This window comes from Deltaproteobacteria bacterium (genome assembly GCA_020845895.1).
GTDB lineage: Bacteria > Lernaellota > Lernaellaia > JACKCT01 > JACKCT01 > JADLEX01.
In genome coordinates, this window is record JADLEX010000099.1 from 1 (window position 1) to 19,377 (window position 19,377).

The 19,377-nt window shown below is 67.1% G+C and carries 20 protein-coding genes; 13 read left to right on the forward strand and 7 right to left on the reverse strand.

Annotation, left to right across the window (positions count from 1 at the left end):
• Together IT350_13485 and IT350_13490 are read left to right on the forward strand one after the other, a co-directional pair.
• On the forward strand, positions 1–318 hold a 318-nt coding region (locus tag IT350_13485), incomplete at its 5' end, for a hypothetical protein (protein ID MCC6159055.1).
• Between the two features lie 12 nt (positions 319–330).
• A complete protein-coding gene (locus tag IT350_13490) occupies positions 331–1,044 on the forward strand; it encodes a hypothetical protein (GenBank protein MCC6159056.1) in 714 nt (237 codons plus the stop codon).
• A gap of 79 nt (positions 1,045–1,123) precedes the next feature.
• Here the strand turns inward: IT350_13490 and IT350_13495 are convergent, their stop codons facing one another.
• Genes IT350_13495 through IT350_13505 form a run of 3 tightly spaced genes read right to left on the reverse strand, consistent with a single transcriptional unit; the run spans position 1,124 to position 4,565 of the window.
• A complete protein-coding gene (locus tag IT350_13495) occupies positions 1,124–2,644 on the reverse strand; it encodes a hypothetical protein (GenBank protein MCC6159057.1) in 1,521 nt (506 codons plus the stop codon).
• Positions 2,641–4,305, reverse strand: a complete 1,665-nt coding sequence (locus tag IT350_13500; protein ID MCC6159058.1) for a hypothetical protein — start codon at positions 4,303–4,305, stop codon at positions 2,641–2,643. Before IT350_13500 ends, IT350_13495 begins: the two co-directional genes overlap by 4 nt.
• Positions 4,302–4,565 carry a hypothetical protein gene (locus tag IT350_13505; GenBank protein MCC6159059.1) on the reverse strand — a complete coding sequence of 88 codons (264 nt, stop codon included), beginning with the start codon at positions 4,563–4,565 and terminating at the stop codon, positions 4,302–4,304. The genes IT350_13500 and IT350_13505 overlap by 4 nt, the downstream gene beginning before the upstream one ends.
• Before the next feature lie 76 nt (positions 4,566–4,641).
• Between IT350_13505 and IT350_13510 the strand changes: the two genes are divergently transcribed.
• From IT350_13510 to IT350_13520, 3 genes are read left to right on the forward strand one after another with little or no spacing between them, the layout of a single operon-like run.
• Entirely contained in the window at positions 4,642–6,096 is a 1,455-nt protein-coding gene (locus tag IT350_13510) for a radical SAM protein (GenBank protein MCC6159060.1), read from the forward strand.
• Between the two features lie 27 nt (positions 6,097–6,123).
• A complete protein-coding gene (locus IT350_13515; protein ID MCC6159061.1) occupies positions 6,124–7,164 on the forward strand; it encodes a hypothetical protein in 1,041 nt (346 codons plus the stop codon).
• Complete coding sequence (locus tag IT350_13520) at positions 7,164–7,838, forward strand: glycosyltransferase family 2 protein (protein ID MCC6159062.1); 675 nt, start codon at positions 7,164–7,166, stop codon at positions 7,836–7,838. The genes IT350_13515 and IT350_13520 overlap by 1 nt, the downstream gene beginning before the upstream one ends.
• Here IT350_13520 and IT350_13525 read toward each other — a convergent pair.
• Genes IT350_13525 through IT350_13535 form a run of 3 tightly spaced genes read right to left on the reverse strand, consistent with a single transcriptional unit; the run spans position 7,807 to position 10,395 of the window.
• The gene (locus IT350_13525) at positions 7,807–9,081 is read right to left on the reverse strand and encodes an MFS transporter (protein ID MCC6159063.1); all 1,275 of its coding nucleotides are present in this window, start codon (positions 9,079–9,081) and stop codon (positions 7,807–7,809) included. The genes IT350_13520 and IT350_13525 overlap by 32 nt on opposite strands.
• Positions 9,078–9,599: an O-acetyl-ADP-ribose deacetylase gene (locus IT350_13530; GenBank protein MCC6159064.1), complete on the reverse strand. Its 522-nt coding sequence runs from the start codon at positions 9,597–9,599 to the stop codon at positions 9,078–9,080. The genes IT350_13525 and IT350_13530 overlap by 4 nt, the downstream gene beginning before the upstream one ends.
• 10 nt (positions 9,600–9,609) lie before the next feature.
• Positions 9,610–10,395 carry an acyltransferase gene (locus tag IT350_13535; protein MCC6159065.1) on the reverse strand — a complete coding sequence of 262 codons (786 nt, stop codon included), beginning with the start codon at positions 10,393–10,395 and terminating at the stop codon, positions 9,610–9,612.
• A gap of 196 nt (positions 10,396–10,591) precedes the next feature.
• On the opposite strand from IT350_13535, the gene IT350_13540 reads away from it, so the two are divergent.
• From IT350_13540 to IT350_13550, 3 genes are all read left to right on the forward strand, one after another.
• Positions 10,592–11,680 carry a c-type cytochrome gene (locus IT350_13540; GenBank protein ID MCC6159066.1) on the forward strand — a complete coding sequence of 363 codons (1,089 nt, stop codon included), beginning with the start codon at positions 10,592–10,594 and terminating at the stop codon, positions 11,678–11,680.
• A 162-nt stretch (positions 11,681–11,842) separates the two neighbouring features.
• On the forward strand, positions 11,843–12,043 hold the full coding sequence (locus IT350_13545) for a hypothetical protein (GenBank protein ID MCC6159067.1): 201 nt from the start codon (positions 11,843–11,845) through the stop codon (positions 12,041–12,043).
• 59 nt (positions 12,044–12,102) lie between these two features.
• Entirely contained in the window at positions 12,103–13,368 is a 1,266-nt protein-coding gene (locus tag IT350_13550; protein ID MCC6159068.1) for a hypothetical protein, read from the forward strand.
• A 22-nt stretch (positions 13,369–13,390) separates the two neighbouring features.
• Here IT350_13550 and IT350_13555 read toward each other — a convergent pair whose 3' ends face one another.
• Complete coding sequence (locus IT350_13555; protein ID MCC6159069.1) at positions 13,391–14,347, reverse strand: flippase-like domain-containing protein; 957 nt, start codon at positions 14,345–14,347, stop codon at positions 13,391–13,393.
• A 163-nt stretch (positions 14,348–14,510) separates the two neighbouring features.
• On the opposite strand from IT350_13555, the gene IT350_13560 reads away from it, so the two are divergent.
• The 5 genes from IT350_13560 to IT350_13580 all read left to right on the forward strand — a co-directional run bounded on the left by IT350_13560 (position 14,511) and on the right by IT350_13580 (position 19,345).
• On the forward strand, positions 14,511–15,257 hold the full coding sequence (locus tag IT350_13560) for a hypothetical protein (protein ID MCC6159070.1): 747 nt from the start codon (positions 14,511–14,513) through the stop codon (positions 15,255–15,257).
• A 139-nt stretch (positions 15,258–15,396) separates the two neighbouring features.
• Positions 15,397–16,368 carry a tyrosine recombinase XerC gene (locus IT350_13565; protein MCC6159071.1) on the forward strand — a complete coding sequence of 324 codons (972 nt, stop codon included), beginning with the start codon at positions 15,397–15,399 and terminating at the stop codon, positions 16,366–16,368.
• The gene (gene hslV / locus IT350_13570) at positions 16,365–16,913 is read left to right on the forward strand and encodes an ATP-dependent protease subunit HslV (GenBank protein ID MCC6159072.1); all 549 of its coding nucleotides are present in this window, start codon (positions 16,365–16,367) and stop codon (positions 16,911–16,913) included. Before IT350_13565 ends, hslV begins: the two co-directional genes overlap by 4 nt.
• A 90-nt stretch (positions 16,914–17,003) precedes the next feature.
• Entirely contained in the window at positions 17,004–18,446 is a 1,443-nt protein-coding gene (hslU, locus tag IT350_13575) for an ATP-dependent protease ATPase subunit HslU (protein MCC6159073.1), read from the forward strand.
• A gap of 80 nt (positions 18,447–18,526) precedes the next feature.
• Positions 18,527–19,345 (forward strand): DUF3108 domain-containing protein, encoded by an 819-nt coding sequence (locus IT350_13580; GenBank protein ID MCC6159074.1) that lies wholly within the window; start codon positions 18,527–18,529, stop codon positions 19,343–19,345.
• The last annotated feature ends 32 nt before the right edge of the window (positions 19,346–19,377 follow it).

Sequence of the window (19,377 nt, forward strand, 5' to 3'; positions counted from 1 at the left end):
ATGAACTGGTACATCGACCGCGTGACCGGCGCGCTCACCGGCGCGCTGCTCGCCCGCTGCGAAGCCAGCGCGCAGGACACGCCGGTGCGCGTGTACGGCATCAGCGGACAGTGGCCCGTCGAGGCGACTCCCGATCCCGAGACACCCGACGACGACACGGGCAACGACGATATCGATGACGATACCGCTGACGACGACACGACCGACGACGACACGACGGATGATGATACCGCCGATGACGACACGGTTGATGACGACACCACCGACGACGATTCCGTCGCGGGCAACGACGACGCGTTCGCGCGTCGCGCGGCGTAGGGGGGCGAATCCATGACGACGAAATCGATCTGGATCGCCATTCTCGGTACCATGCTGCTCGGAATTTCTCTCGTCACGGGAGTCGCCTGCGGCCCGGCAGCGGAGGACGACGGCCTCGCGGACGAGGACACGTGGAATGACGATGACGGCGAGGACGCCGAATGCCAGTACGACAGCGTGGATAACGCCTACGAGTGCGGCTGGGTCATCACGAACGACACGGGAGAAGTCTATGACGGCAGCTACGTGATCGCCGCGTGCGCGCAGGGCGCGGACGACGCCGAGTGCCTCGCCGAGTGCTCCGCGATCGCCACGGATTGCTTCAACCTCGATGAGTGCGCGTCGGCGAACTGCTACACGTACACGACCGACGACGACGCCGATGACGACACGTCGGACGACGATACCGATGACGACGTGGACGACGACGTGGCCGACGATGACACGGTCGACGATGACGACACGACCGATGATGACACGACCGATGACGATACCGCCGACGATGATACCGCGGACGACGACACGACCGATGACGACACCGCGGTCAACTGCGACGGCGATCTGCGCGCCGCGCTCGGCGAGTGCCACGAGACGTTCGGCACCGCCCGCGTTTGCGATGGGGAAATGCCCGACTGCTGGCGCGCGTGCCCCGAACTGTCCGAATCGTGCGACGACTGGGGGCTGTGCCTCACGGCGCTGTGCGACGAAAACCCGTGGGCTTCGTGATCGTCACGCCGAAAGATTCATTGCGTGAACATGATTCGGCCCCGCTTCGGCGGGGCCGCGTACGTTTCATCTCGCGACGTCACTCGCCGTAGATCTTGTCCCAGATATCGAAGACGCGCGGGCGGCGCGCTCCGAGCGTTTGGGCGAGGTCGGATTCATTCCACGCGAGCGGGTAGTACGGGCGCGGCAGCAGCGCGGCGCGCGTGAGCTTGCGGCGCTGTTCATCGAGTTCCGACGCGCACTCGTCGGTGTGAAAGAACATCCACTCGCGGCGAGAACGGTCGTCGAGGCAGCCGATCGCCGACGCCTCGGCTTTCGCCTTGGGGAAACGCACATACCACCGCTCGTCGACGGGGACGTGGACGAAGCGCGCCCCCACCACGGCGAGTTCGAGCAGGGCGACGCACCCCACGAGCACGGCCCAGCGGCTCGCGTCGCGGCGCCCCGCGACGATCACGCCGAGCCCCGCCGCCGCGAAGACGCCGATCGGTAAGATCGCGAGCACGCCGAAGGTGTTCTTGGGCTCTTCCCAGTTTTCCTGAAAGACAAACAGGCCGAGCCAGCAGACGAGCCACAGCGCCATCGAGACGCGCACGTGCGTGGCGAGGCCCGGCGCGCTGTCGGTTCGCCGCGCGAACGCGCCGATCAGCGCGAGCGCGAGACCGAGCCCGCCGAAGCAGATGTGCAGCGTGAGGGGGAGCGTCAGGTAGGTCGGGAACGGGTAGTGCGGCGTACGCACGAGCGATTCGTGGAATGGCCAGTTGAACAGGCCGTTGAGTTTGAAGTGGTAGCCGAGAATCTCGTGCACAAACGTGGGCCGCCACCCGTCGAACTCGGAGAACTGCGACGCGTGAATCAGCGCCCGGCCGAAGGCGAAGCGGTTCCACGCGAGATAGGGCGCGATGGTCACGAGCGCCCCGGCGCCGAACAGGGCGAGCGAGCGAACGCGCCCGGGCCGTGCGGCGATGAGGACGACGATCGCGGGTGCGAGCACGATCGCCTCGTTTTTGATGCCGCCGAGCGCCCCGTACACGAGCCCCGCGACGAGCCATCGCGGTCGCTCGTCCACGAGCAGCACGACGAGCGCGAGAGCGATGGGCACCGCGATGAAGTTGGCGTTGAGCCGGTTCATGAGCAGCATGTACGGATTGAAGCCGACGAGGACTGCGAGCATCGCGGCCTGCCATTCGCCGATGCGTCCCGATCCCTCACGCGCGAAGAGTCGCCGGCCGAGTGCGTGGGCGAGGGCCACGGTCATCGCGCCGAGCAGCGCGTAGAATGCGCGAAACCCCGCCATGCCGAACGCGAGATACGCGGGCGCGAACGTAACCCCCGCGCCGATGCGCTGGTCTTTCGAGATCACGCCGAAGTCGTTCGGCGCGAGCAGGTCGTGCGGAAGTTCGCCGAGCAGCTCCTGCCGATAGGCCGCGTTGCCGTGCTCGTCGACGATCGTGCCCGGCTCGCCGGTCAGAAACGTGGCGGGCAGAACGATGTAGGTATCCCAGTAATCGCGCGGCGCGCCCTCGAAGTTCCCCCAATACACGACGAATGCGGCGACGAGCGCGACGGCGAACGCGGCGTTTCGCGAGCGGTCCGTCATGCGGCGAACTCCCATACGTTTTCGCCGAGTACGAGCGCGGCGAGGCCCCACTCACGCGCGCGGGCGAGCGCGTCGCGCGCCGTCATCACGATCGGTTCGGCGTGACGGTTGAAGCTCGTGTTGATGACGACGGGCGGCTCGCCGTGCTCGGCGACTTCCGCGAAAGCGTCGAGCAGCGCGTGGAGTAATGGATTCTCGGCGGGATCGACGGTCTGCGCGCGCATCGATCCGTCGGCATGCACCGCGACCGGCCAGCGCCGTGCGACCTCTAGCGTGGCCGCGTCCGCCGTCACGGCCATGCGCGCGAACGCGGCGTGCATCGGCCCGCGCGCGAGGCGGGCAAAGTCGCGCGTGCGGATCGCCGGGGCGAAGGGCATGATCGCGGGGCGGCCGAGCGCGCGGTCGAGTCGCGCGGCGACGTCGCGACGCGCCGCCGAGAATACGAGCGAGCGGTGACCCAGCGCGCGTGGACCAAACTCCATGCGGCCGTGCACGAGGCCGATCACGCCGCCACGCTCGACGATCGCCGCGAGCCGGCAAATCGAATCGGGATCGATTGCGCTCACGCGGGTATCGCCGCGTTCGCTCGCGGGGACGACTTCGGGCTCGGGGCCGAGAAACACCGGCATGCGTGCGACCGCGCCTGGGGGCGAGACGGCCCACGCCGCGCCGACGCACAGGCCGCCGTCACCCATGTGCGGGAAGACGTCGAGATCGTCCGCGCCGCAACGCGCGGCGACGATCTGGTTGAGGCGCACGTTGGCGAAGAGTCCGCCCGCGAGCACGAGCCGCCGTGCGCCCGCTTGCGTCATCCGGAACCCGATCGCCTCCGACACGGCGTCCTCGACGGCGCGCTGCGTCGCCGCCGCGACGTCTTCGGGCGGCCAGTGGCGGAAGATCGCGTCGAGGCGCGCAGGCGACGGTGGCGCGCCCGTGAGCACGCGGCCCTGGGCCGCACGGATGAGCGCGCGCAGTCGATGCGGATCGCGATCGCGGTCGCCCCTCGCGGCGAGACCGCAGACCTTGCCTTCCTCGCCCTCGGCAAAACCCAGGTGCGCCGTGATGCGCCCGAAGAGCAGTGCGGCGGAACGGGGATACGGCGTGCGATCGAGTTCTGTGAGCGCGCCGCCGCGCCACGTGGATACGGTCGCGCTCGCGCCGTCGCCGAAGGCGTCCATGGTGACGACGAGCGCGTCGTCGAAGGGGCTGCCGCACGCGGCGGCGAGGGCGTGTGCGCGGTGGTGATCGACCAATTCGAGCGGCGCGACGATTCCCAGGTCGCGCAGTCGCGATGCGAGCGCGCGTCGCGAGATGGCGGCGTCGGTGCGGGCGAGCGTCGGTTGGCGGGCAACGAAGTTTTGCGCCCACGCGACGGCGCGGTTGGCGAGGCGGTCGGCGGGGCGGTTGGGGTCGGTGACGCGGTAGATCGGCGCGACCAGTCGAAACGCGGCTCGCCCCGCGACCTCGGCGACGCCGACGCGGTCGACCTCGTGCACGCGAACGCCCGCGAGCGCCAGCACGGATTCGATCGCGCGAACGGGGAACCCCGGTTGGCGCTTGACGCGCGTGAAGCGCTCCTCGCTCACGGCGGCGACGATGCGCCCATCGAAAGCGAGCGCCGCGCCCGCGTCGTGGCCGTCGCAGAGGCCGAGGGCGATCATGCGCGTCCCCGGCGGACGATCGCGATGATTCCCGGTGCGCCCATCGCGAGGCCGAGGGGGATCAGCACGTGCGCACCCATCACCGTTCCGAATATCATGGCCACGCCGAAGGCGACGGGCGGAAGAAGCACCACCGAGAAAAACACGGCCCAGCCGAGCGTGCGAGCGCACCACGCGGTGCCCGTAACGCGCTGCGCGGGCCACAGGCCGGGCAGCACGAAAAGGACCGGAGAGGCGACCATCCATACAAATGTCGTCACGAACGCACCGCCCTTGCGCCCGGAGGCGGCGAAGGATGACATGGGCTCTGGTTTCGACGGCGAATGTATTGGATAAATGAAGCGCCGAAAAGCGGGAGGGTGCGTGATCGGGTCCGACATCAAGTCCCGGCGGATCGTTCTGTGCGTGCCGCACTACGCGAAACGCATCAGCCGCGTCGCGCAATCGACGATCGGCCCGCCGCTGGGGCTCGCCTACATCGCGGCCGTCGCCCGCTCGCGCGGGTACGACGTGTCGATCCTCGACGCGAACGCACTGGGGCTCTCCGACGAGGAAACGGCGCGGCGCATCGCCGAGGCGCGCCCGGCGGTCGCGGGTTTCACCGCCGTCACGCCCACGGTGGACCAGTGCTCGCGCATCGCCGCGCGGGTGCGTGAGCTTGCGCCGGAGGCGTTTCTGATGCTCGGCGGAACGCACGCGACCGCCGCCGCCGAGCCCACGGCGCGCCGTTATCCCCACTGGGATCTCATTGTGCGCCGCGAGGCCGACACGCGCTTTGCCGATCTGCTCGAAGGGCTCGCGGCGGGCCGCGCGCCGGGAGACTTCGAGGGCGTGACGTTTCGCGACCCGAGCGGCGAAGTCGTCTCGACGCCGGACCCGGCGGCGATGGTCGATCTCGACGCGCTGCCGTTTCCCGCGCGCGACCTGCTGCCGATGGACCGCTACATCGGGCCCGACGGCGACCGCGTGACGACGATGATCGCGACACGCGGCTGCCCGGCGAGCTGCTCGTACTGTTACGTGCCGAACGCGTTTTCGAAAAAGATGCGCATCCGCGATGCGGCGAGCGTAGCGGACGAGATCGAGCAGTGCCGGCGCGACTTCGGCACGCGCAACGTGAACTTCATCGACGACACCTTCACCACGGACAAGGCGTGGGTGCACGGGCTGTGCGACACGTTCATCCGCCGCGGTCTGCCGGGACGTGTGCGCTGGCTGTGCCTGACGCGCGTGGACATGGTGGACGAGGACCTGCTGCGTGCCATGAAGGCCGCGGGGTGTTTCAAGGTCGAGTTCGGCATCGAGTCGGGCGACGACGAGGTGCTGGAAGCCGTGGACAAGAAGATGCGCGCGCGGCAGATCGTCGAGGGATTCCGCCTCGCCCGGCGCGTAGGACTCGAAACGCTCGGCTTCGTCATTCTGTTCCCGCCGCAGGAGACGGAAGCCTCCTTGCGCCGCACGCACCGCTTCATCTTCGAGGCGGACCCTGACACGATCCAGGTGTCGTTCTGCACGCCGTACCCGGGAACGACGCTGGAGCGGCGGATGCGCGAGGCGGGCATTCATTACGACGAGGACTGGAGCCGTTACGTCTTCCTGACGACGCCGACGATCGACCACCCGCGCTTCACGCGCGACGAGATGGCCGCGTGGCAGAAGAGGATTTTGCGTTCGTTCTACTTCCGGCCGAAGACCGTCTGGCGATTTCTCGCCTCGACATGGCGCAAAGGCGGGTGGGGCGGATTCGCCCGCAGTGCCGCCGCAGGCGCCCGCGCACTCTTGACAAGCTGAGAACCGCCGCCGAATCATGCCCCGCTCGTGACGATCCGAAACCCGACCTCCACGACGGGGCTCATGAACCTTTCGGCCGACGTTTCCGTTCACATCGACTGGCTCGTCCACGGCCCGATCCGCCGGTCGGACGGGCTGCTGGCCGCGTGGGTCGAGGACGGTCGACCTTCGTTTCTGTACGAGGAGGCGTCGGCGTTTTTCGTGTCGCTGTGCGCGTGGTGGTACCGGCGCACGGGCGACCGAACGCTGGGCGAGGAGGCCCGGCGCACGCTGTGGACGCTCGCATCCGCCGCGAACACGCATGGCGGCCTCGGCCGCGACGGGCAGGTGTATCTGTTCGACACGCTCGTGGGGCTGCGCGCCGCGCGGGATTTCGCCGCCGCGTTCGGCGAAGACGGGTTGTCGGCGGCGTTTGCGCGCAAGTGCCGCGAGACGGCGATCGCGCTGGCACGCGAGCGGCGCGCGACGCGCGGCGGGACCGGTCAGCGACCGGAGCGTTGGTCGTCGGTCATCAACGTGCATCATCTCAAGGTGCTGCCGCTGCTGCTCGACGCCGACGACGAGGCGCAGATCTCGGGGCTCTTCGACGTCATCGCGCACCGGTTTTCGGATCGGCCCAGTGGATGGTTCTGCGTCGACGCCGAGCACACGCGCATCTACACGCACGCCCACGCGTATGCCGTCGAGGGCATCATCGCGGTGGCGTCGCGCACGGGCACCTGGCGCGACTCGCTGCCGTTTCCGGCGGTCGAAGCCCTCGCCCGCGTGCAGCGGCGCGACGGCGCGTTGCCCCGCCACGTGCGCCGTGCGGACGAGGACGAGGGCTCGCGCGAGGCCGCCGCGCTCGATGCCACCGCCCAGGCCGCGCGCATCTGGCAGTGCGTGGACGAGACGCACTACGCGGAGCAGATCGCGTCGGCGCTGGCGTTTTTGCGCAGACGGGCGAATCCGGCGGGCGGTTTTGTGTACGCCGACGACGTTCCGCACCTGAACTCATGGACCACGATCTTCGCCGTGCAGGCGCTCGCGTGGGGCGAGGGGCCGGGCGAGAGCGAGTTCCTGATCTGATGCGCTACACGATCCTCATTCCCTGCCACAACGAGGCGGGCTCCCTGCGCGCGGTGCTCGAGCGCGTGCGCGCCGATTTTCCGGGCGAGGAGTGCCTCGTCGTCGACGACGGGTCGACCGACGGCACGGGCGAAATCGCGACCTCGGTGCCCGGCGTGCGCGTGCACCGACTCGATCCCAACCGGGGCAAGGGCGTCGCGCTGCGGACGGGATTTTCGCTGGCGCACGGCGACGCGATCCTGATGATCGACGGCGACGGACAGGATGATCCCGCCGAGATGCGCCTGCTCGCCGACGAGATCGAACGCGGCGCGGATTTCGCGAACGGCTCCAAGTTCATCGGCACGCTGGAACCGGGCGCGATTTCGACGCCCAATTATTTCGGCAACCGGTTCATGAGCGGGATGATCAACCTGCTTTTTCGCGCGCGGGTGTCCGATTCGCAGTCGGGTTTTCGTGCCGTGCGCGCCGATCTGATCCGCGCGATGAAGCTGCGCTCGGTGCAGTACGAGATCGAAACCGAGATGCTGTGTCAGGCGATCAAGCGCGGCGCGCGCATCGTCGAGGTTCCCGTCACCCGCCGCCCGCGCAGCGCGGGATCGACCGGGTTCCGCCGCGTGCGTAACGGCCTGCGAATCCTCTTCACGATTCTCGCGGAACGACTGCGTCCGTAGCGCGTCCGTTCGCGGATGCGCCCAGCATTCCCCACAGCAACAAGGCGGGCAGACCGAGCGCCACGGTGGAGATGAAAAACACCGGGTAGCCGAGGCGTTCGGCCATCGCGCCGCCCATCGCCCCCGCCACCGAGCGCGAAAGGCCGAACAGGCTCGTGAGCAACGCGAACTGCGTGGCGCAATAACGCGTGCCGCACAGCGACGACATGTAGGCCATGAGTGCGGCGGCACCAAGCCCGCCGCAGATGTTTTCGGCCGCCACCGCGCCGTAGAGCACCACGCGGCTTTGGCCCGACACCGCCACCGCGAAATACGCGAGATTCGAGAGGGGTTGGGTCAGCGCACCGACCAGCAAACCCGCGCGGATGCCCTTGCCCGACGTGTACACGCCGCCGGCCATCGCCCCGATCATCGCGGCGACGAGGCCGACGGTCTTTTGCGCGAGGCCGATCTCGACGAGGGGAAAGCCGTGATCGACGAGCATGGGATGGAACATCATCCCGGCGGTCGCGTCGGTGAGCTTGTAGAGAAAGATGAACCCGGCAATGACGCCCGCGCGCGGTGTGGCGAGGAAATCGCGGAACGGGCCGATTACCGTGTCCTGAAACGTCGGCGCGCTGGTGTCGGCGACGATGGGCTCGGGTGCGAAGATCGCCGCGAAGACCAGCGCGACCGCCGCGGCGGCGAGCCCCGCGAAAACGACCGGCCACGACGCGAACTGCGCCGCGGAGATCGCGATGCCCCCCGACACCAGCATGGCGACGCGGTAGGTCGAGGCGCGCCAGCCGTTGCCCGTACCGTATTCCTCGGGGCGCAGCGTCTCGACGGCGTAGGCGTCCACGGCGATGTCCTGCGTGGCGGAGAGGAACGCGATGGCGAGCACGAGAATGCCCACGGCGAGCGACGCCGGCGCGCCCGCGATGGACGCGACGGCCGCCAACACCGCCGCGATGCCGATCTGCGTCGCGGCGATCCATCCGCGCCGCCGCGAGCCGAAGAGGCGAAAGCGATCGACGAGCGGCGACCACAGGAACTTGAATCCCCACGGCAGCGTGGCGAGCGAAAGCAGGCCGATCTCGGTGAGGCTGACGCCCTGCGTGCGCAGCCATACGGGGACGGTGAAGACGACGAATCCGAAGGGCAGACCGGACGAGAATCCGAGCGCGCCGACGAACATCATGCGCGGCTCGCGCAACGCCGCGCGGATCAGGGCGAGCCAGGGAACGCGCGAAGCGGCGTTCACGCGACGGTCGCGAGGGCGTCGCGCAGGAGCTTCGTGGAGCGCTCGTCGAAGGCGCAGAAGACGACCTTCTCAATCGACGCGTCGGCGCGCAGGTAATCGCTGACGGCCTTGATCGCGACGCGGGCGGCCTCGTCGGGCGGGTAACCGTACACGCCGGTGCTGATGGCCGGGAACGCGATGGTCCGCAATCCGTGTTGCGCGGCGAGGGCGAGCGAGTTGCGATAGCACGATGCGAGGAGCGCCTCGCGATCCGCGCCGCCGCGACCGTACACCGGGCCCACGGTGTGGATCACGTGCCGCGCCGCGAGCCGATGGCCCGCGGTGATCTTCGCCTCGCCGGTGCGGCAGCCGTCGAGCGCCCGGCATTCCTTCAGCAACTCGGGACCCGCCGCGCGGTGGATCGCGCCGTCCACGCCTCCACCGCCCAGCAGCGTGTGGTTCGCCGCATTGACGATCGCGTCCACGTCGAGCTTCGTGATGTCGCCCTGCCAGACTTCCATGCGTTCGGCGAGGTTCATGGCGTTTCCCTTATCGACGCGTCACGCGCCCGTAGAACTCGGGCCGGCGATCCGCGAAGCGGTCGGCCAGATCGGTCGTGCGTTTGTCCGCCGCCTCGTCGGGATCGATATTCACGGCATACGCGTATTCGCCCACCGTCGGCGCGCTCGAAAGGATCTCGCCCTTCGGTCCGGTGATCTGCGAACTGCCCGTGAAGTTCAAATCGCCGTCGGTGCCCACGCGGTTCGCGGTCACCGTGAAAACGCCGTTCTCGAGGCCCCGGATGCGCATCGCGTCTTGCCCCCAAGGCAGTACCAGGTTGCTCGGGTGCAGCAGCACGCGTGCACCGTCGAGGGCGAGCGAGCGGGCGAGTTCTGGGAACTGCCAATCGTAACAGATCATGATGCCCACGGGCACCTCGCGCACCGTGCAGACCGACGGCGCGCACTGGCCGGGATCGAAGAGTCGACGTTCGTTGTGGAACAGGTGGATCTTGTCGTAGGTCGCGACGAGCCCCTCGCCGTCCACGAGAAAGGCGGAGTTGAACGCGCGCGCGCCGTCGCGCCGGATGTAGCCGCCGCAAACCGCCGCACCGGTGCGCCCCGAAAAATCGTAGGCCCAACCGATGGTCGGCCCGTCGGCGTCCTCGGCGAGCGCCCAGGCTGCGTCGCGATCGGCGTGAGCGTAGCCGGTGGCAAACAGCTCGGGAAAGACGAGCAGGTCAGCCTGGACGTGCGCCGCGACCGCCGCCGCGCGCTCCAGATTTCCCGCGACATCGCCAAGGATCGGTTCGGTCTGCACGTATCCGATGAGCATGCGCACCTCGTTTGCGTCGTATCGTGGCAAATCGGCGGGGCCGTGACAATGTGTCGGGGGCTTTTGGGGATTGGTTTTTGGATGTTGGTTGACTGCGGGAGCATCGGGGCAGCGGCTTTTTTCGTTGAAGCCAGCCGGTCGATGTGTTAAATACCGTACAGTTTGGATTTGCTCATTCCTTCCTTGGGGATCCACCATGAAACGCATCCTGATTTTCGCATTCGTCGCGTTCGTCGCGATGGCGGGCTGCCAGACGCAGACCGCGCCGGCGCCCGTCGCTCCGCCCCCGGAGGCCGCCGCGCCGCCCGCGCCCACCGAAGCCCCGATCGACCCCGCCCTGCTCGGCGCGTTTGCCGCGCTGCCGGCGGTGATCGAGTCCGCGGACAATCCCCTCACCGACGAGAAGGTCGCCCTCGGGCGGACGCTCTACTATGACAAGCGCTTCTCGAAGAACCACGACCTGTCGTGCAACTCGTGCCACCTGCTCACGCAGTATGGTGTGGACAACAAGGCGACCTCGCCGGGGCATAAGGGACAGCTCGGCGACCGCAATTCGCCGACGGTCTACAACGCGGCGGGCGAGTTCGTGCAGTTCTGGGACGGCCGCGCGCCGACGGTCGAAGAGCAGGCCAAGGGCCCGGTGCTGAATCCCGTCGAAATGGCGCTGGCCGACGACAAAGCCGTGCTTGCGGTCATCAACTCGATTCCCGAATACGTCGAGGCGTTCAAGAAGGCGTTCCCCGCCGACAAAGACCCCGTGACCTATGACAACTTCGGCCGCGCGATCGGCGCGTTCGAGCGCAAGCTCGTCACCCCGTCGAAGTGGGACAAGTTTGTCGGCGGCGACATGGCTGCCCTGAACGACGCCGAGAAGGCGGGTTTCAAGAAATTCGTCGAGGTCGGCTGCACGGCCTGCCACACCGGCGCTCTGCTGGGCGGGCACATGTTCCAAAAGCTCGGACTCGTGAAGCCGTGGCCGAACGACAAGGACCCGGGCCGCGCGAAGGTGACGAACAGCGATGCCGACAAACTGTTCTTCAAAGTGCCCATGCTGCGCAACATCGAGAAGACCGGCCCATACTATCACGACGGTTCGGTCGCCACGCTCGAAGGGGCCGTGAAGCTCATGGGCGAGCACCAGCTCGGCAAAACGCTCTCCGACGCCGACGTGGCATCGATCATGACCTTCCTCAAAACCCTCACCGGCGAACTGCCGACGAACCTGATCGCCGAGCCGCCGATGCCGCCCTCGACCGACAAGACACCCAAGCCCGACCCGGCCTGATTTCCGGAAATCCATCCGATGTGTGGCACAGCCGCCCCCGGCTGTGCGGCGATCCCCCGCTCCGGCGGGGGATTCGCGCATTTGGACTCCGTGACGCTTGCAGCAAACCGAAAGGTATGCGAGGGAGATGCGGAGCATCGGCCATGCTCTGGAGGATTGACGATGAAGCTCGCGCGGCACTTTTGGGTTCTCACGGTTCTGGCGTTCGCGATCGCGTTCGCGACAGGTTGCGGCGGCATCGGCGGCGACGACGACGACGACGACGACGACGACGACGACGACGACGATGACGATGACGATGATGACGATGACGATGACGATGACGATGACGATGACGACGAGCTCGCGCCGTTGACGTTCTGATCGCCCGCGAGATTCGGTGCGTCATTGTTCGCCGCGCGCGCCGCGCGTATGATCGCACCATGCAGGCGGGATTTTCGAAGGTTTCGTTTCTGCCCCCGTTCACGGCGAGCCTCGCCGGGTACGGCAACGGCATGCCCCGACATTTTTCGCACGTGCTCGACGAGCCGTACGCGAGGGGGATCGCGCTCTCGGACGGCGACACCGGCGTCGTCGTCATTGCCGCGGATTTTCTGACGCCCACCGATCGCCTGTGCGAGGCCGTGCGCCGCCGCGCGAATCTCGGCCGCGTCGAGATCGTCATCCACGGCACGCACACGCACTCCGCGCCGGGCAATTTTTGGGATCACCCCATCGCCGTGCGCATGTGCGGCGATTTCCGGCAGCACGCGTTCGACTTTTTGGCCGAGCGCTTCGCCGAGACGGCGGTGAACGCTTGGCACTCGCGAGAGGACGCCGAGGTGTCGTTCGATCAGGACGCGGACACCCTCGCGCACCTTCAGGAGAACCGCCGGCGCCCCGACGGGCCGATCGATCCGGTCCTCTCGGTCTGGTCGTTTCGCGCGAAATCCGACGGTCGCCCGCTCGGCTGCGCGGTGAATTTCGCGGGGCATCCCGTGATCGTCGCCGAGCGCGACTTTCACGCGATCTCCGCCGACTTCCCGGGCTTCGTGGCGCGGCGGCTCGAGTCCGAGGTTCCCGTGTGCGCGTATTTCAACGGCGCGGTGGGTGGGCTCTCGATCTGGTTTCCCGATAGGCCCATCGACGTGCACCTGCACCTGCGCACGGTGGGCGAACCCATCGCGCAGCTCGCGGCGACGCTGCTCGCGCGCGCGAAGCCGACGGGCGATCGTCTCGCGTTTTCGCGGCAGACGGTCACGCTGCGAAAGAACAACTCCGACCCGCTGCCCTTCGGGTGGTGGTGGGCGCCCGTCGTGCGCCCGGCGGTGTGGTACTGGAATCGGCTGGTGGCGACGAACTATCCCGCGCCGCGCATGACGACCGTGTCGGCGCTGCGCCTCGGCGAGAGCGCGATGGTGTTTCAGCCGTCGGACTTCGGCGTGGGCTGCGGACTCGCCGTGCGCGAAAAGGGCGCGCGTCGAGGCATCGCGGCGGTGCCCATCGGGCACGCCGACGATTATGCGGGATACATCCATCCCGAACGCGAGATGACGATCGCGCCGAAATCGGGCAAGGACTTTCGCTACATGACGATTTACGAAAACCTGATGGGTTTTTACGGGCGCGGCGCTTACGACCTCTTCGCACGCGCCGAAGACTCTGCCCTCGCCGCCGTTCTGGGCGACGCCGCGACGACGGCGGCGTGATCGGGCGATTTCGTCGGGAGAATTAGCGCGGGCGCGGCGACGGCCAGTCCTCGACCCGGCACGCGAAGATGAACGGCGCCATCGTCGCGAAGCCCGGGATGATGATCGGGAGCTGATCGACGATCGAAAACAGAATTCCCATCGCCAGCACCGTTTCGTTCGCGCCCATTCCCGAGATCGTCGCGAAAAACGCCAGCTCGCGAAGACCCGTGCCGAAATACGCCACCGGCACCGCCGCGATCAGGATCGCCACGGGATAATAGGTGAGCGCCGTGCGCCACGGCACCGCGATGCCCAGCGCCGACGCGACGAGCGCCGCCGCGAGAATTCGGCACAGGAGCATCAGCAGGCCGTAGAAAAAGAGCGTCCAAAACGACTTGGCGGGCACGCGCGTGAGCTGCACGTAACGCTTGAGCGATCGCCACCAGTTGTCCTTCGGCCCACGTTCGTGCTCGCCGCGCACCAGCGCGTTACGGATCTGCGCCCCCGCGACGAGCGCGACTCCGAAAGCGAGGATGAGCGGCAGCACCCATCCCACGTGGCCGCCCATGAGCAGACCGAGGATCGCGACGACGAGCATGACGAGCGCGTTGACCCACTCGACGAGCACCACCGCCGCGTGGCTTTTTTCGCGGGGGATGCCGTGCGCGCGCGACATGTAGTGCGACCGCCCGACACCGCCGTGGCGGATCGGCGGCACGGCGCGCAGGCCGTACACCGCGGTCTTGACGAACATGTGTTCGCCGAGCGAGGTGCGCACGCCCATCTGGTCGTAGGCGGCCTTCCACTGGAACGCGGCGAAGACGAGGTTGCCGAAAAACGAGCAAATGATCGCCGTGACGATCGGCGGCTTCCACGAGTAGAGGAGGTCGATGAAGACGGCGCGGATGTCAATGAAGGTGAAAAGGGCGATGACGATCACGGCGGAGATGCAGATGCCGATGACCCACCACAGAAGACGCAGGTTCTCCCGGTCCATCAAATCCGCCCTTGTTGGGGAACGTCCGCCAAACAAACTTAGGAAAAACAGCGATTTACGTCAAGTTGCGCGAAGCGAAAATTTGCGCATGATAACCGTGTTTCCGGCAAGCTGCGCGAACGCGTCGGTCGCGTGTCGCGTACCGTCGATTCGGAGTGTTGTGATGAATTTTCGCGGACGGACGTGGTGGATTCTATGGGCGGCGCTCGCCGTCTTCGCGATGGCTTGCGGGCAAAAGGCCGAGGAACCGACGACGGGCCCGGACAGCCCCGAGGAACTCGCGCAAAAGTACCTCGACGCGATCGCATCGCAGGACGAAGCCGCCATCAACGACCTGCTGCTCAGCGCCGGCGACATGCGCAAGTTCAACAAGCGCATGAACAAGCAGGGCGTCGACACCTATCGCCAGTTCGTCGTACGCGACTTCAAGACGAGAAACCGCGACTACCTCGGCCAGCAACTCAAGTTCGTCGCGTTTCGCCTCGGACAGGAGGTGATGGCGAAGGACAAGTTCGCGCTGCACCGCGGTTCGACGATCATCGCCGAGCTGCCCGACGGCTCGAAGGTCAATCTGGAGCTGAATTTCGTCTCGCGCATCGGTCAAAAGTGGAAGCTCTTCTCGCTGCGTTACCTGAAAGACGCCAAGGGCGCGAATCCGGGCATCCCCGACGTGCTGCCGGGCGCGAAGTTCGGCCCCGAGCAGAAAAACAAGGTGCAGCTCAAGATCAAGAAGGCGGGCGAAAACGGCGAGGGCGAAGCGCCCGAGGCCGCGCCGGAAGACGGCGCAGCGCCTGGGCCCGCGGCTCCCGCGCCTCCCGCCGCGCCTTCTGCCGCACCTCCTGCCGCGCCTCCTGCCGCGCCTCCGGCACCGCCCGCGGGCGACGCGCCCAAGGACGCGACGAAGCCCTGAACTTCCTCCGCCCGCGCGAACGTTTTGGAGGACCAGCACCCAGCATCCAACAACCAAAAACCAATTGCCAATAACCTCCCTTCGTTTGACATGCCCCCGAACCGTGATTAGCTTTCGCTTCGGCGAACTGGGGGGGCGATTGGCCGAGGAGTCCGGCACACATTCCGCCACGCATTCGGCGTGGATCGACGCGTTCCTCGAGGAACTGCGTCTGGAGCGCGATGCTCCGGCCACGACGCGCGCGTCCTACCGCAACGATCTCATGCAGTTCGATGAATTCGTGACGAAAAAACATCTGGTTCCCATCGTGGACGGTCGCGCCGACCTGCGTGCCGCGGATCGCTACGCCGTGCGCGCGTTCGTCGCAGAGCGTTCGAAGACCGACGCGAAAAGCTCGGTCGCGCGCAAGCTGTCGGCCATCCGCCGGTTTTTTCACTTTCTGCGCGAGCACGGCGAAATCGAACGCAACCCCGCGCGGCTCGTCGCCGGGCCGAAGAAGTCGAAACCGCTTCCGCGCGTGCTGACCGTGGACGAAGCGAAGACGCTGCTCGACCGCGCGCCCACGGGTGAACACGCCGTGCGTGACCGGGCGCTGATGGAACTGCTCTACAGCACCGGCGCGCGCGTCAGCGAGGTCGTCGGCGCGGATCTTGGCGATCTCGATCTCGACCTCGGCACACTCAAGGTGCTCGGCAAACGGCGCAAGCAGCGTCTGTGCATGGTGGGCGAGGCGGCGACCGGCGCAGTGCGCGAATATCTGCGCGCGTGCGCGGCGGTGCGTTCGCGGCGCTGGGGCGCGGCGGACGCCGGGCCGATCTTTCTGACTCGCGAAGGCGAGCGGCTCTCGCGGCAGGCGGCGTATTCGCTCGCCCGAAAACACGGGCTCGCCGCCGCGATGCCGACGCGCGTCACGCCCCACGCGCTGCGCCATTCGTTCGCGACGCACCTGCTGGAGGGCGGCGCGAATCTGCGCGAAATTCAGGACATGCTCGGCCACGCGAGTCTCTCGACCACGCAGGTCTACACGCACCTGTCGGTCGAACACGTTCGCGAGGCGTACGAAAAAGCGCATCCCCACGCGCGTTCGCGCAAGAAGGGAACAACGACATGAACTTCGACAAGCCGCCGGTCTTTCACGCGACCACGATCATCGCCGTGCGCAAGGACGGCAAGATCGCGATCGCGGGCGACGGGCAGGTGACGCTGGGCGAACAGGTCGTCAAGCACGGCGCACGCAAGATCCGCCGCCTCTATAAGGACCAGGTGCTCGTGGGGTTCGCGGGCGCGGTCTCCGACGCGTTCAATCTCTACGAGAAGCTCGAGGGCAAACTCGAACAGTATTCGGGCAACCTCAAGCGCGCGGCGGTGGAACTGGCCAAGGACTGGCGCAAGGACAAATTCCTGCGCCAGCTCAACGCGCTGCTCATCGCCGCGGACGCCGAGTCGACGTTCATCATCTCGGGCACGGGCGAGATCATCGAGCCCGACGACGACATCGCGGCGATCGGCTCGGGCGGGGCGTACGCGCTGGCGGCGGCGCGGGCGCTGGTCGCGAACACCTCGCTCTCCGCGCGCGAAATCGCGGCCAAATCGATGCGCATCGCGGGCGAGATCTGCATCTTCACCAACACGAACATCGTCGAGGACGAGTTGTGAGCGGCGAGCCCTCACCCCCGTCCCCTCTCCCGGCGTGCGGGCGAGGGGCGCCGGAAAAACGCCGGCGACGATCCACATCAGGATGAACCGATGACCCACGTGAAAGACCCCAAGCCCCCCGCGGGGGAAGAGACCTGGCAGGACGAGTTCGACCTCGCGTCGCAGCTCACGCCCCGGCAGGTGGTCGAGGAACTCGACAAATACATCGTCGGCCAACTCGACGCGAAGAAGGCCGTCGCGGTCGCGCTGCGCAATCGCTGGCGCCGCCGCCAGGTGGCCGAGGACCTGCGCGACGAGATCGCGCCGAAAAACATCATCATGATGGGCCCGACGGGCGTGGGCAAAACCGAGATCGCCCGGCGACTGGCGCGGCTCGCGGGCGCGCCGTTTCTCAAGATCGAGGCGAGCAAGTTCACCGAGGTCGGTTACGTGGGTCGCGACGTCGAGTCGATGATCCGCGACCTGACGGAAATCTCCGTGAACATGGTGAAGGAGGAGGAGCGGGACCTCGTCATCGAAAAGGCCGAGGCCATCGCCGAGGACAAAGTGCTCGACCTGTTGTTGCCGCCGCCGCCCAAGCCCGCGCCGCGCACCGAGGGCGACGGCGAGCCGGTGCTCGTCACCGACGATCCCGAGACGCAGGCGGAGAGCTACAAGCGCACCCGCGAGAAGTTCCGCGTCTGGCTGCGCGAGGGAAAATTCGATCAGACCGAGGTCGAGATCAAGGTGCCCGACCGCTCGTCGATGCCCATGATCGAGGTCTTCTCCGGCGGCATGGAAGACATGGAGATCAACCTCAAGGACATGTTCGGCAACATGTTCCCGAAGAAGACCAAGAAGAAAAAGGTTTTCGTGCCCGAGGCCCTGGACATCCTCGAGGACGAGGAGGCCGACAAGCTGATCGACATGGAGGACGTGGTGGACCTCGCGCTCGACCGCGTCGAGCAGGCGGGCATCGTCTTCCTCGACGAGATCGACAAGATCGGCGCGGGCGACAAGGGCCACGGGCCGGACGTCTCGCGCGAGGGCGTGCAGCGCGACCTGCTGCCGATCGTCGAGGGCTCCAACGTCTCGACGAAATACGGCATGGTGCGCACCGACCACATCCTGTTCATCGCGGCGGGCGCGTTCAACGTCAGCAAGCCCTCCGATCTCATCCCCGAGTTGCAGGGGCGCTTCCCCATCCGCGTCGAACTCCAGAGCCTGACCAAGGACGACTTCGTCCGCATCCTGACCGAGCCGCGCAACGCCCTCGTCAAGCAGTATCAGGCGATGATGGAGACCGAGGAACTCGAACTCGTGTTCCCGGCCGCGGGCATCGAGGAGATCGCGCGCATCGCCTTCGACGTGAACGGCAAGATGGAGAACATCGGCGCGCGCCGCCTGCACACCATCATGGAGCGCGTGCTGGAGGAAATCTCCTTCGACGCCCCCGAGTTGAAAGCCAAGCGCATCGTCATCGACGCGGCGTTCGTGAAGCAGCGCCTCGAAGACATCGTCAGGGATCAGGATCTGTCGAAGTACATTCTGTAGCGCCCCTTGCCCCTCGCGGCAAAGCGGCCAAAATGACCCGGCGTGAAGGCGCGCGGGTCATTTTTCATTCGGGGGCGATCATGTCGGGTCGTGGCGTCGGGGCGGCTTGGTGGGCGGCGGCGATGTGCGTCGTGTTGCTGGGGACAGGTGCGGCATTCGCGGGCGATCCCATCGCCGTGCCGCAAATCGCGGATTCGGAAAGCGGCACGCAGCGGATCGAATTCATCGGCTCGGGCGAACTGCTCTACAACATGAGCTGGACGATGACGCGCGCCGACGAGGGCGGGCGCAAATCGTGGCGCTATCACCTCGACGGCGACAACGGCAAGACCGGCGCGGCGCGCATCACGTGGGTCGAGGACGCCGTCTACGACCTGCTGCCCGAGGGCCTGCGCACGCGGTGGTGGAAGAAGGTGTCGTCGGGCGCGGAGCAGGAGACGTGGGAACTGCGTTTCGACTGGGCCGCCAAATCCGCGGCGTACAAATACGAGGACCGCGCGAGCGGCAAGACCGAAAACACCACCGTGAAATTCGGCGACAACACGTATCCCCTCGACGCGATGAACTTCCTGCTGCGCGGGCTGCCGTTCGAAAAAGGCCCCGGCACGTCGCTCACCGGTTCGTTCGTCATGACCGACGGCACGCTGCTGTCGGGCTCGATGGTGCTGATCGGCGAGGAGAAGGTCGAGACGCCCATCGGCACGTTCAATGCTTACAAGGTACAACTCAAGCCCAAGGGCCTCGTCGGCGCGGTCGCGCCCGACATGTTCATGTGGTTCGCGAAAGCCGCGCCGCACGCGTGGCTGCGTTATGACGGCCGCGACGACGGTCTGACCAGCCCGCGCACCCGGAACGTGCTGACGAAGTACGAGCCGCGCGCGACGCTTGGCGGAAAGTAGCCCTCGTCGAATCGCCCGCGCGAATTCGCGGC